The following is an 11,966-nucleotide window of genomic DNA, read 5'->3' as shown; positions in this document are numbered from 1 at the left end:
GTCATGATCAGGCCTCCGTCTGGCGGGTGCGCGGGTCGAGGAACGCGTAGGCGACGTCGGCGAGGATGTTCGCGACGAGCACCGAGAGCGTGATGACGAGGAAGACGCCCTGCATGAGCGCGTAGTCCTTCGCGTTGGTGGCGTCCAGGAGCAGTTTGCCGACCCCCGGGTAGCTGAAGACCATCTCCATGACGATCGTGCCGCCGACGATGAAGCCGATCGACAGCGCGAAGCTCTGGATCTGCGGGAGCACGGCGTTGCGGGCGGCGTAGCGCCACAGGACGCGACGGTTCGGCATCCCCTTGGCCTGCGCGACGGTGATGTAGTCCTCGTCGAGGACGGTCAGCATCATGTTGCGCATACCCAGCATCCAGCCGCCGAGCGAGGCGATGATGATGGTCAGCGCGGGCAGGGTGCCGTGGTGGATGACCTCGCCGATGAACTCTGGCGACCACTCAGGCACCACGCCGACGCCGTAGGCCTTGCCGATGGGGAACCACTTCAGGTTGACCGAGAACAGCGCGATCGCGAGAAGGCCCAGCCAGAAGTAGGGGATCGTGCTGAGGAATGTCGTCAGCGGGATGAGCCCGTCGAGGCGGCTGCCGCGGCGCCACCCGACGATCGCGCCGCCGACGGTGCCGATGAGGAACGACATGATCGTGGCGAAACCGACCAGCCCGATGGTCCACGGCAGCGCCCCGGCGATCACCTCGGTGACGGGCCGGAGACCGTGCAGCAGTGACACACCCAGGTCGCCGCGCAGGAGCAGCGCCCAGTAGTCGAGGTACTGCTGGAAGAGGCTCTTGTCCGTGTCGAGTCCGAGCAGCGCACGCAGGGCCTCGGCCGCTTCCGGGCTCACGTTGCGGTTGCGCGCGAGGTACTGGTCTACGGCGTCGCCCTTCATCAGCCGCGGCAGGAAGAAGTTGATCGTCATCGCCGCCCACAGCGTGAACAGGTAGAACGCCGCCCGTCCGCCGAGGAAACGCCACGGGATGCGCGACCGGCCCTTGACGGCCGTCGTCGCCGTCGTTCCCACCTCGAGCGGATCCGCGGTCGTCGCAGGGTCGTCGATCGGGGGCAGCTGCGGTTCGACGGCGGTCACAGGGTTCCTCCCAAGGTCTGGCCGCCGGTGGCGGATGCCGCGAAGTGCTTCTCGGGGTCGGGTGATGCGGCGCGGAGTTCGCGCGTGTACGGATCCTTCGGGCGGAGGATCACGTCGTCGGCCGGTCCCTGTTCGACGATGCGCCCCTGGTTCAGCACGATGATCTCGTCGCTGAAGTGGCGGGCGGTCGCCAGGTCGTGGGTGATGTAGAGCACCCCGAGGCCCTCTTCGCGCTGCAGATCGGCGAGCAGGTTCAGCACGCCGACACGAAGCGATACGTCGAGCATCGACACGGGCTCGTCGGCGACGAGCAGCTTCGGACGGGACGCGAGAGCGCGGGCGATGGCGACACGCTGGCGCTGACCGCCGGAGAGCTCGTGCGGACGGCGGTCGATGACGGCATCCGGGGTCAGCCGCACGCGTTCGAGGAGTCGCCGCACCTCCGCCTCGGTCTCGCCCGCGGGCACGACATCGTCCAGGCGCAGCGGTCGCGCGATGTGGTGGCGGATGGAATGGTACGGGTTGAGCGAGGCGAACGGGTCCTGGAAGACCATGCGCAGCTGCTGCCGGTAGCGCCGCAGCCCTTTGCCCCGACGCGCGATCGGGACGCCGTCGAGGCGGACCTCGCCCCGCGTGGGCACCTCCAGCTGGGTGAGGATCTTCGCGATCGTCGACTTTCCGCTGCCGGACTGGCCGACGAGGCCGATCGTCTGCCCCGACTGCAGGGTGAAGGTGACGTCGTCGAGCGCGGTCAGCTGGCCGGCTCCTCGCACGGAGTAGATCTTGGTCACGTGGTCGAACTCGAGGAGGGTCATCGGACCACCACTCCCTTCTCGCCGGTCAGACGCGGGAACGAGGCCAGCAGCGTCTTGGTGTAGTCGTCCTGGGGGTCGTTCCAGATGCGTTCCGCGGTCGCGAGCTCGACCACGCGACCCTCCCGCATGATCGCGATGCGGTCGCTGATCTCCAGCAGGAGTGGGAGGTCGTGCGTGATGAAGATGACGGAGAAGCCGAACTCGCGTCGCAGGTCGGAGATCTGGCGGAGGATCTCGCGCTGGACGAGCACGTCGAGAGCGGTCGTCGGCTCGTCCATGATCATCAGCTGGGGGCGCAGCGCGAGGGCCATGGCGATCATGACGCGCTGGCGCATGCCGCCGGAGAGTTCGTGGGGGTAGGAGCGGATGCGCTGCCCGCCGACCTTGACGATGTCGAGGAGGTCGACGACCGCGGCGCGGCGCTGGGCGCGGGTGAGCGAGGGGCGGTGCACCTCGAAGACGTCCTCGAGCTGTGAGCCGATCGTGGCGACGGGGTTGAGGGCGTTCATCGCGCCCTGGAAGACCATGGAGATCTTGTCCCACCGGAACGCCCGCATCCGCTCGGCGTCGAGGGCGCTGATGTCGACGTCCTCGCCGGATGCGTCGTGGAAGACGACCGACCCGCTCGTGATGACGGCGGGCGCCTTGAGGAGTCGTTGGATGCCGTAGGCCAGCGTGGTCTTCCCACAGCCGCTCTCGCCGGCGAGACCCAGGATCTCGCCGCGCTCGAGTTCGAGGGAGACGTTCGAGACGGCGGCGACGGGGGGATCGACGTCGTAGACGACGGAGAAGTCGCGAACAGACAGGAGGGGGTCGCTCATCGGGGCGTGCTCGCTTTCGTGAGGGCGCTGGGGGTGAGGGCGCTGGGGGTGAGGGCGCTGGGGGTGAGGGCGCTGGGGGTGAGGGCGCTGGGGGTGAGGGCGCTGGGGGTGAGGGCGCTGGGGTGACGGCGCGTGGGGTGATGGCGCGCGGTGTGGCGGCGCGTGGGGTCACGACGCGTGGGTCACGGCGCGCGGTCCGGTGGAGCGGACGCTGCGTGGCATCCGCTCCACCGGTGACGGGCTTACTCGGCCGGCGTCAGCTTCGTCAGGATCTGGACGATCGCGGGCTGGGTCGGGTCGGCCGAGGCGTACTGGTCGTCCTCGGACGGCCAGCCGACGTAGTTCCGCGTGTTGAACTCACCCAGGAGCGGGTGGGCGCCGAGCGGGATGGCCGGCACGTTCTCGACGAAGGCCGTCTGGATCACTTCGAGAGCGGCGGCGCGGTCGGCCTCGGATGCGGCGTTGGCGTAGGTGTTCAGCGCCTCCGTGACGGCGGGGTCGTCGAAGCGGCCGAAGTTGAACGCGGCCTTGCCGTCGACGATCCACTTCGGGTCCATCGTGGAGGTGTAGAGCCCGTACGCGTTGCCGGTGTCCTCGAGCCAGTGGATGATCGCCTGGAACGTGCCTTCCTGGCGGGCGGCGTCCCAGCCGCCCCAGTCGGGCTGGTCGACCTTGACGTCGATGCCGAGGCCTTCCTTCAGTTCTTCCGCGAGCAGCGCCTGCTCGGTGTTCCAGTCGCTCCAGCCCGCGGGAACCGAGATCGAGAACGACACGGCCTCACCGTCGGGGTCGATGAGCTTCTCGCCCTCCCACGTGTAGCCGGCTTCCGTGAGGACGCTCTTGGCCTTGTCGATGTCGACGGCGTAGTTCTGGCCGGCGTAGGCGGGGATGACCTCGTCCTCCAGCAGCGCGCCGAGGCCGGTCACGCTCCAGATCGCCTCGCTCGCGCCCTCGCGGGCGATGTCGACGTAGGCCTGGCGGTCGATCGTCCAGGCGAGCGCCTCACGCAGGGCCGGGTCGTTGAACGGCTTGGTCTGCAGGTTCATGAACAGCGTTCCGGCGCCCGCGGTGGGGGAGACGAGGAACTTGTTGTCGGGATCTGCGGAGAGGTAGCTGTCCTGGATCTGCGGGATGAAGGCCTGGGCCCAGTCGGCCTCGCCGGTGGCCAGCGCGGTCGTCAGGGCCGCGTTGTCGCCGTAGGAGACGTAGTGGAGCTCGGGCACGGCCAGCTCGCCGCCCCAGTAGTCGGGGTTGGCGGTGAGGGTGACCGACTCGGTGGTCCACGAGTCGAGCACGTACGGACCGGTGCCGACGACCTGACCCTCGCCCGTGAGCGGGTCGGTGTTGGGGTCGGCGATGTCGGCCCAGATGTGCTCGGGCACGATCTGGAAGTGAAGCACGCGCGCCTGCTGCGTGAACTTCGAGCTGTTGAAGTCGATCGTGACCGTGTCGCCGTCGACGGTGACGCTCTTGAGGTCGAGCGCGTTGGTGTCGTTGAGCTTGCCGTCGAGCACCTGGTTGAACGAGAAGGCGATGTCGTCGGCGGTGAAGTCTTCGCCGTCGCTCCACTTCACGCCGCTGCGGGCCTTGGCGACGAGCTGGGTGTAGTCCTCGTTCCAGGTGACTTCTTCGGCGAGCCACGGGGTCGTTCCGAGGTCGCCGGTCGGGTTGACGAGGGCGAGCGACTCGAACAGCACCTTGCCGTAGCCGTACTTCGAGGCCGACGAGTCGCCGAGGTACGGGTTGTTCGACTCGGTCGTGATCGCGCCGTCCGGCTTGGCGATCGTGAGGGCGGTGCCCGACCCGGTGGCATCCGGGGTCTCGCTCGTTCCGCCGGCGCATCCGGTCAGCACGAGCGCCGCGGCGAGGCCGACGGCGGCGAGGGAGGTCTTGAGCCTCATTGCTTCTCCTTCGTGAATGGTTCCCGGCGCCGGGGGATTCTCGAACGAGTGTCACTCGGCGCTGAGTGTGATTGCATGAGTTAACTTACAAGTAAGTAAGTAAAATGACAACTCCGCAACGTCGCATCTGCCGTACGTGCGCGACGGCGCACCCGCCGCACCTGCACCTGCGTAGAATCTGATCCGGCATCCGGGGAGGGGAACCCATGGTCGAGGCGAGACGCCAGCCGCGCTCGCGGCCCGAGACGCTCGTGCGACGCCGCGAGATCCTGGATGCCGCGGTCGACATCTTCGGCGCGAAGGGCTTCGCGGGCGGAACCCTGCAGGACATCGCCGACCAGGTGGGGATGACGCACGCCGGCATCCTTCACCACTTCGGTTCGAAGGATCAGTTGCTGTTGGAGGTGCTCGCGCACCGCGACGAGACGGACGTGGCCGAACTCGAGGGGCAGCACATCCCTGACGGTGAGCAGCTGTTCCGTCATCTCGTGCGCACGGCCTTCGTGAACGCGCGACGGGCGGGAATCGTTCAGGCGTACGCCGTGCTCTCCGCCGAGTCGGTGACCGATGACCACCCTGGACGGGAGTTCTTCCAGCGGCGCTACCGCACGCTGCGCTCCGAAGTGACGCACGCGTTCCAGGTCATGTGCGCCGAGCGCGGGGTCGCCGAGCCCGAGACCGTCGCAGATGCCGCTGCGGGAATCCTCGCCGTCATGGACGGCCTTCAGGTGCAGTGGCTCCTCGACCCTGCCGCCGTCGACCTCGGCCGCAGCTCTCAGTTCGCCATCGAGGCGATCGTCTCGGCTGTCATCGATCCCCGCCCTTCGCCCATCGGCGAGTAATTCGCCGGGGGTGTGCGTCCGCGCCGGGGTGCGACGCACGGGAGTGGGGCCTGGGCAGCGCGACGTGCGAAAGTGCGACGTGCGGAAGCGTGACGTGCGGGAGGAGCCGGACGGTCGGATCGGATTGCGAGCGTTCGGGTCGTCCGCTACACGTCTACCGATCAGAACGTCGGGGGATCGGCGCCGTCGCTACTCCCGACGTCTGGTGCGAGCCTCAGCGCGTCGGTTCGTTCCGTGGTGAACGTGAGGGTGCGTGCGGGGTGGTCGGGGTATTCGCGTCCGGTGGGGCTGGTCCAGTGGAGGATGCCGTCGGGTGTCTGCCGGACGCGCCACGCTGAGTGGTGTTTCAACGTGTGGTGGCGGCGGCAGAGGTGGGCGAGGTTGGTCAGCTCGGTGGGTCCGTCGTGTTCGCGGGCGGTGGTGTGGTCGATGTCGGACCGATAGGTGGGGATGCGGCAGCCGGGGAACCGGCAGTGCTCATCTCTCACCCGGAGGGTGCGTTTGAGGTGGTCGGACGGGCGGTACCGGTCGATCGCGAGGACGGTGCCGGTGACGGGGTGGGTGAGCACCCGGTCCCACCCTGTGGCGGTTCCGGCGAAGCGGAGGGCGGTGGCCGTGTCGATCGGTCCTTTGCCGATGAGTTCGGCGGGGGTGTCGTCGTGTCCGAGCGTCGTCAGCACCGGCACGGTGACCTGCACCCGCGCGATGATCGCTTCCCCGGCGGGAATCGCGTCGTTGGTGGTTTCGGGGGTGGCGTGTCCGGTGAGGAGGAGGTCGGCGAACACGTCGGCCCGCACCTCGCTGATGCGGCGCGCGTCGGTGGGGCGGGTGTCGACCGCGCTCGCTCCACCGCCCGTGAGCGCGCCTCGGGCGTCGATCACGCGCCTTGCGTATTGGTCGAGGCGGTCGCGGATGCCGTGGGCGATCGCCGCCGGGAGGATCGCGATGAGTTCCGCCATCCCGTCGTCGAGGTCACGCACCCACACCTCCCGCTTGGTCGCGGCAGCCGTGTGGCGTTCCTGCAGCGAAACCGGGTGCAACCGTGCGGCAAGGACCCGTGCGGCGGGCTTGAGCCGTCCCGGTGTCTCCCGCCGCGCGACCTCCAACGCCGCGTCTTCGAACACGGCCCGGGCGGCATCGTCGTCGATCGCGACCCCGGCATCGACCACCACGCGCACGTGCCCGCGGGATACGTCTCCGGCGGCCCACGCCGCGAACGTCGCGGGGAACTTCTCGACGAGCACGACGGCATCGGACATGTGCTTCTGCACCGTCCGGTCCGACACCCGCGCGGCGGCCCCGATCTGTGCGGCAAGCGACCGGATCGGGATGTCCGCCACGGACGTCGGGCCACCGGCATCCTGGGCCATCGCCTGGGCGATCTCGACTGCCTCGGCCAGCAGCGCGACCTCACGGGCTTGGGCTGCGGCGGCGTCGCGGCGGGCGTCGGCGAGGGCGTGGAGCAGCGTTTCGATGCGCTGTTGCCATGCGGTCGGCGTGGTTCCTGTCATGCTCCGATTCTTCTCGGGGGCACCGACATTCAGGTCGACAAAACCCAGATCAAGGGTGCTTCCTGTGGACAACTTCCGACACGCCGAGGCTGTGGAGGAGCCGGCGGCGTTTCGGCTCGCTGCGCTCGCTCAACGACCGGGGCTAACGCAGGGTTCAATCGTTGAGCGAGGAGCGCAGCGACGAGACGAAACGTCGATCCGGGCAGGTGCGGCGTTTCGTCTCGCTTCGCTCGCTCAACGACCGGGGGGTAACGCAGGGTTCGGTCGTTGAGCGAGGAGCGCAGCGACGAGACGAAACGTCGATCCGACCGGGCACCGGCGTCGCTCCGGCTCGCTGCGCTCGCTCAACGACCGGATGGGCACCGGCGGCGTTTCGTCTCGCTGTGCTCGCTCAACGACCGGGGGGTAACGCAGGGTTCGGTCGTTGAGCGAGGAGCGCAGCGACGAGACGAAAACTTCGACCGAGTGGGTGCGGCGTTTCGTCTCGCTGCGCTCGCTTAACGACCGGATGGGCGACGGCGGCGTTTCGGCTCGCTGTGCTCGCTCAACGACCGGGGGGTGACGGTGTGGTCCGGTCGTTGAGCGAGGAGCGCAGCGACGAGACGAAACGTCGATCCGGGCAGGTGCGGCGTTTCGTCTCGCTGCGCTCGCTCAACGACCGGGGGCCGCCTGCTCAGACCTTGAGGCCGTCGATCGTGTACTCGATGCACTTGACGAGCTGACGCACGTCGTCGGGCTCGATCGACACGAACGTCGCGATGCGCAGCTGGTTGCGGCCGAGCTTGCGGTACGGCTCGGTGTCGACGACGCCATTGCCGCGCAGGCTGGCGGCGACGGCCGCGGCATCCACGGTCTCGTCGAAGTCGATCGTCACGACCACCGGCGACCGGTCGGCGGGGTCTGCCACGAATGGCGTCGCGTACTCCGCCTGCTCGGCCCACGCGTACAGCACCCCCGACGACTCCGCCGTGCGGGCCGCCGCCCATCCGAGACCGCCGTTGCCGTTGATCCACTCGAGCTGCTTGTCGAGAAGGTGCAGCGTCGCGACGGCGGGGGTGTTCAGCGTCTGGTTCAGACGAGAGTTGTCGAGCGCATTCTTCAGGCTCAGGAACTCGGGGATGTACCGTCCGGATGCCGCGACCCGCTCGATGCGCTCGATCGCGGCAGGAGACACCGCGGCGAACCACAGGCCGCCGTCGGAGCCCAGGTTCTTCTGGGGGGCGAAGTAGTACACGTCGCTCTCGGAGACGGAGAAGTTGATGCCGCCGGCCGCGCTCGTCGCGTCGATCACCGTGAGCGCCCCCGGATCGCCGACGACCCGGGTGACCGGCGCCGCGACGCCCGTCGACGTCTCGTTGTGGGGCCAGGCGTAGACGTCGACGCCTTCGACCGGCTCCGCCGTGGCACGCGTTCCGGGCTCCGCCTTGCGGACGTCGGGAGCCTCGAGCCACGGTGCGCCCGCAGCACCGGCGAACTTGCCGCCGAACTCACCGAACACCAGGTTCTGGGCGCGCTTCTCGATGAGACCGAAGGACGCGGCATCCCAGAACGCCGTCGAGCCGCCGTTGCCGAGGATGATCTCGTAGCCGTCGGGAAGGCGCAGCAGGTCGGACAGGCCCATGCGCACCTGGCCGACGAGGCTCTTCACGGGGGACTGACGGTGCGACGTGCCCATGAGCACCGAACCCGGGCCGGCGAGCGACACGATCTGCTCGTGGCGGATCTTGGACGGACCGCAGCCGAAGCGTCCATCGGTGGGCAGGATCTCGCGCGGGAGCGTCACGTGGGCCATGGACCGATTCTACGGTCGCCCGACCCCCGCGCCCGGCCAGCGGCCGTCACAAACGGATAGGCTGAAAGGGCACCCCGAAACCCGCGCGACGAGGCCTTCCATGACCGATCTGATCGACACCACCGAGATGTACCTGCGCACCATCCTCGAACTCGAGGAAGAGGACATCACGCCCCTACGCGCGCGCATCTCGGAGCGACTCGGCCACTCGGGTCCGACCGTGTCGCAGACCGTCGGCCGCATGGAGCGCGACGGGCTCGTCGTCGTTTCCGAGGACCGCTCCCTCGAACTCACGGATGCCGGTCGGCAGAAGGCCGTCGACGTCATGCGCAAGCATCGCCTCGCCGAACGGCTCCTCAGCGACGTGATCGGACTCGACTGGGCCTACGTGCACGAAGAGGCGTGCCGCTGGGAGCACGTCATGAGCGAGCTCGTCGAGCGTCGACTCATCGAGCTGCTCGGCCACCCCACCGAGTCCCCCTACGGCAACCCCATCCCGGGTCTCGATCAGCTCGGTGACCTGCCCGCTCACACCTTCAACGACGGCGTCGTCGGTCTCGTGCGCGCCCTCAACGCGCAGGGCGGCCCCATCGCCGGAACCATCCGCCGACTCGCCGAACCCGTCCAGGTCGACCCCGAGCTGCTCGGTCAGCTGCGCGCCGCCGGCGTCGTGCCGGGAGGTGCGGGACAGTTCCAATTCAGCGAGGGATACGTGCTCGTCCAGATGGACGGACAGGACGAGGGGCTCGAACTTCCGGTGGAAGTGGCATCCCACATCTTCCTCGTCGAGGTGCGTCCGCAAGCCTGAGCATCACCGGGGAAGGCGCTGGCAGCAGCGCCTCCTACGTGACTTATTCGTTACCTTCCGGTAGCCTCAATCTGTCCGACGGCGAGAAGCCCGCCACAGGACCTCCGCACGGAAAGCCTCTACGGTCCGTCGTTCGTGTGGATGAAGCCCGTACATCTGTGCCCGACACAGTACGACGAACACTGCCGACGGACGCGTCTCACCCGACCGGGTAAGCGGAGGCCGGGAGGAAAGTTTGGCTGAACAGTTCGATTCGTCGAAGGAAGCACCCGACTCCGAGACGACCCTCGCCCGCACGGGCGCTGACCACAGCGCCGTCACCTCGAGCGAGTCTGCTCGTGGTGGCCGTCGCCGGCTGAAGACTCGCCGGACGAAGAGTGTCACGGCATCCAGCGTTCCCACGCGTCGCCCGCGGAGCTCGGTGCACCCCGTCCGCAGCTTCCTGACCGTGACCGCCGTCGCCGGCCTCGTCGCAACGGTCGCGATTCCGGCGTTCGCCGCCGCGCGCGGCAGCGATGACGCCGTCACCATCCAGCAGGTGGCCGCCGAGAACGCGCAGAACCTCGTCATCGCCTCCGAAGCGACGCCCGCGGCGCTCGAACGCGGTGACTATGCGGCTACCACGCCCGAGGAGATCGAGAAGAAGAAGCAGGAAGAGGCGGCCAAGGCTGCGCTCGCTGCTCGCGTCGCCTCGCAGTCCTCGTCGTCGTCGGTCAGTATGGCCGTTCCCGCGAAGATCGCCGCCGCCGGCGATGTCGTCCGGCCGCTCACGTCGTTCAACAACTTCGGCACGCCGTACGCGGGCCACAAGGGTACCGACTACATGGTCGGCCGCGGCACCCCGATCTACGCGATCGCCGACGGTGTCGTCGTCGCGTCGAGCGAGAGCGGTCCGGGCTGGGGTGTGTACGTCAAGATCGCCCACAACATCGGCGGCAAGAGCGTCACGTCGCTCTACGCGCACATGCTCTACGGCAGCCGCCGCGTCTCGGTCGGGCAGACCGTCTCGGCGGGCCAGCTCATCGGGCAGGTCAGCGACACGGGGCGTGCCTACGGCACCCACCTCCACCTGGAGATCCGACTCAACGGCGGGTATGTCAACGCCGAGTCGTGGCTGCAGGCCAACGCCAGCTGACCCCGCCCACGCGGCCGTCGACACGCGGCATCCGTTCTTCTCCTGTTGCGCCTCGGTCGTCTGGGGCTGTATTAGCCTGATCCCGACGCTCGCGTGAGCCCAGGGGGAGCAGATGGACGTAGTACCCCGCATTCGATCCGTGAATGCCCCAGACCGGCATGACGTCGGTCGCTATGTCCTTCGGCATCGTGTGCACGACTGCCGCGACCTCGGTCGTGGAAAAAAGGCGCTGTCTTTCGACAGCGCCTTTTTTCGTGCCCGCACCTCCTTCGCGAAGGCGACGTCGCAACCGAACAACCGCTGAAGCCGTCACGGCAGTTCGAGAGGACACCGAATGCGCACTCTGGTGCTGAACGCAGGATACGAACCGTTGGCCGTCGTCTCGTTCAAGCGAGCGCTCGTGCTCGTGATGAACGACAAGGCGGTCGTGGTCGAACACGTCGACGACGATCCGGTCTGGGGGACCCGAGCCGCCTACGACCGTCCCGCAGTCATCGTGCTGACTCGCTACGTGCGAGTGCCGGGTGCGCGCCGTGTGCCGGTGACGCGGCGCGGTGTGCTCCGCCGCGATGCGCACCGTTGCGCGTATTGCGGGAAGGGCGCATCGACGATCGACCACGTCCTGCCGCGTTCGCGCGGTGGCGCCGACTCGTGGGAAAACCTCGTCGCCTGCTGCCTGCGCTGCAACAACGTGAAGGGTGATCGCACTCCGCAGGAGATGGGGTGGGAGCTGCGGTGGGTGCCGCAGCCTCCCCGTGGTGCGCAGTGGACCGTCAGGGGCACTGAGCGCACCGACCCCGTCTGGGAGCCGTACCTCGCCCTCGCCGCCTGATTGGTCAGCTGTCGCGCCCTGAGCTTCCGTTCTCGCGGGTCGGGGCGGTGATCGTCCGCGTTCGACCGTGCGCTTCGCACAGGAGCGTCGCCATCAGGCTGAGGATGCCGACGCAGAGCAGAGCCAGTCCGATACCCGTGACATCGATCGGCGTCGCATCCCACATGTCGGCTTCGAACTGGCTTTCCTCCCACACGATCGTTGTTCGTGTCAGCATGAGCGAGATCCCCACGATGGTGACGGTGATGCTGACGAGCCACGGGGCGATTCGTATCGCTGTGTGTGCCGCTCGTTGGAGACGGTTGCCCGGGTTCATGTCGTCTCGTGCTTTCATGTCGTCTCGTGTTTTCATGTCGTCTCCTTGTCGAACGGCGGGGAGGCGAGAATGGGTGACGACCACGCCACGC

Annotated in this window: 11 protein-coding genes; 4 read left to right on the top strand and 7 right to left on the bottom strand. The window is 68.2% G+C overall.

Annotation, left to right across the window (positions count from 1 at the left end; genetic code table 11):
* Nucleotides 1-7: 7 nt before the first annotated feature.
* The 4 genes from ACSQ18_RS10045 to ACSQ18_RS10030 all read right to left on the bottom strand — a co-directional run bounded on the left by ACSQ18_RS10045 (nt 8) and on the right by ACSQ18_RS10030 (nt 4,639).
* Entirely contained in the window at nt 8-1,102 is a 1,095-nt protein-coding gene (locus ACSQ18_RS10045; RefSeq protein ID WP_436037150.1) for an ABC transporter permease, read from the bottom strand.
* On the bottom strand, nt 1,099-1,917 hold the full coding sequence (locus tag ACSQ18_RS10040; RefSeq protein ID WP_436037148.1) for an ABC transporter ATP-binding protein: 819 nt from the start codon (nt 1,915-1,917) through the stop codon (nt 1,099-1,101). The genes ACSQ18_RS10045 and ACSQ18_RS10040 overlap by 4 nt, the downstream gene beginning before the upstream one ends.
* Entirely contained in the window at nt 1,914-2,738 is an 825-nt protein-coding gene (locus ACSQ18_RS10035) for an ABC transporter ATP-binding protein (protein ID WP_144808620.1), read from the bottom strand. Before ACSQ18_RS10035 ends, ACSQ18_RS10040 begins: the two co-directional genes overlap by 4 nt.
* 242 nt (nt 2,739-2,980) lie before the next feature.
* Nucleotides 2,981-4,639 carry an ABC transporter substrate-binding protein gene (locus tag ACSQ18_RS10030; RefSeq protein WP_436037147.1) on the bottom strand — a complete coding sequence of 553 codons (1,659 nt, stop codon included), beginning with the start codon at nt 4,637-4,639 and terminating at the stop codon, nt 2,981-2,983.
* Nucleotides 4,640-4,845: 206 nt separating this feature from the next.
* Here ACSQ18_RS10030 and ACSQ18_RS10025 point away from each other — a divergent pair, with 206 nt between their 5' ends.
* On the top strand, nt 4,846-5,481 hold the full coding sequence (locus tag ACSQ18_RS10025) for a TetR/AcrR family transcriptional regulator (RefSeq protein ID WP_436037146.1): 636 nt from the start codon (nt 4,846-4,848) through the stop codon (nt 5,479-5,481).
* Nucleotides 5,482-5,642: 161 nt separating this feature from the next.
* Here ACSQ18_RS10025 and ACSQ18_RS10020 read toward each other — a convergent pair whose 3' ends face one another.
* Together ACSQ18_RS10020 and serC are read right to left on the bottom strand one after the other, a co-directional pair.
* Nucleotides 5,643-6,992: a DUF222 domain-containing protein gene (locus ACSQ18_RS10020; RefSeq protein ID WP_436037144.1), complete on the bottom strand. Its 1,350-nt coding sequence runs from the start codon at nt 6,990-6,992 to the stop codon at nt 5,643-5,645.
* Between the two features lie 673 nt (nt 6,993-7,665).
* Nucleotides 7,666-8,784: a phosphoserine transaminase gene (gene serC / locus ACSQ18_RS10015; protein WP_436037142.1), complete on the bottom strand. Its 1,119-nt coding sequence runs from the start codon at nt 8,782-8,784 to the stop codon at nt 7,666-7,668.
* 100 nt (nt 8,785-8,884) lie between these two features.
* Here serC and ACSQ18_RS10010 point away from each other — a divergent pair, with 100 nt between their 5' ends.
* The 3 genes from ACSQ18_RS10010 (at nt 8,885) to ACSQ18_RS10000 (ending at nt 11,559) form a co-directional block, all read left to right on the top strand.
* Nucleotides 8,885-9,592 carry a metal-dependent transcriptional regulator gene (locus ACSQ18_RS10010; protein WP_436037141.1) on the top strand — a complete coding sequence of 236 codons (708 nt, stop codon included), beginning with the start codon at nt 8,885-8,887 and terminating at the stop codon, nt 9,590-9,592.
* Nucleotides 9,593-9,827: 235 nt separating this feature from the next.
* Nucleotides 9,828-10,727: a M23 family metallopeptidase gene (locus ACSQ18_RS10005; RefSeq protein ID WP_436037139.1), complete on the top strand. Its 900-nt coding sequence runs from the start codon at nt 9,828-9,830 to the stop codon at nt 10,725-10,727.
* A gap of 334 nt (nt 10,728-11,061) precedes the next feature.
* Complete coding sequence (locus ACSQ18_RS10000) at nt 11,062-11,559, top strand: HNH endonuclease (protein WP_144808607.1); 498 nt, start codon at nt 11,062-11,064, stop codon at nt 11,557-11,559.
* A gap of 4 nt (nt 11,560-11,563) precedes the next feature.
* On the opposite strand, the gene ACSQ18_RS09995 is transcribed toward ACSQ18_RS10000, so the two are convergent.
* Nucleotides 11,564-11,911, bottom strand: a complete 348-nt coding sequence (locus tag ACSQ18_RS09995) for a hypothetical protein (protein ID WP_436037138.1) — start codon at nt 11,909-11,911, stop codon at nt 11,564-11,566.
* Nucleotides 11,912-11,966 lie beyond the last annotated feature (55 nt).

This window comes from Microbacterium sp. LjRoot45, from assembly GCF_964253325.1.
GTDB lineage: Bacteria > Actinomycetota > Actinomycetes > Actinomycetales > Microbacteriaceae > Microbacterium.
Note: the sequence above shows the minus strand (reverse complement) of the source record. Positions and strands in the feature narration are given on the sequence as shown.

What these genes read in the sequence shown, in the direction of transcription:
- ACSQ18_RS10040 (WP_436037148.1), bottom strand. Translation starts at nt 1,917, where the DNA reads ATGACCCTCCTCGAGTTCGACCACGTGACCAAGATCTACTCCGTGCGA.
- ACSQ18_RS10035 (WP_144808620.1), bottom strand. Translation starts at nt 2,738, where the DNA reads ATGAGCGACCCCCTCCTGTCTGTTCGCGACTTCTCCGTCGTCTACGAC.
- ACSQ18_RS10030 (WP_436037147.1), bottom strand. Translation starts at nt 4,639, where the DNA reads ATGAGGCTCAAGACCTCCCTCGCCGCCGTCGGCCTCGCCGCGGCGCTC.
- ACSQ18_RS10025 (WP_436037146.1), top strand. Translation starts at nt 4,846, where the DNA reads ATGGTCGAGGCGAGACGCCAGCCGCGCTCGCGGCCCGAGACGCTCGTG.
- ACSQ18_RS10020 (WP_436037144.1), bottom strand. Translation starts at nt 6,992, where the DNA reads ATGACAGGAACCACGCCGACCGCATGGCAACAGCGCATCGAAACGCTG.
- serC (WP_436037142.1), bottom strand. Translation starts at nt 8,784, where the DNA reads ATGGCCCACGTGACGCTCCCGCGCGAGATCCTGCCCACCGATGGACGC.
- ACSQ18_RS10010 (WP_436037141.1), top strand. Translation starts at nt 8,885, where the DNA reads ATGACCGATCTGATCGACACCACCGAGATGTACCTGCGCACCATCCTC.
- ACSQ18_RS10000 (WP_144808607.1), top strand. Translation starts at nt 11,062, where the DNA reads ATGCGCACTCTGGTGCTGAACGCAGGATACGAACCGTTGGCCGTCGTC.
- ACSQ18_RS09995 (WP_436037138.1), bottom strand. Translation starts at nt 11,911, where the DNA reads ATGAAAACACGAGACGACATGAAAGCACGAGACGACATGAACCCGGGC.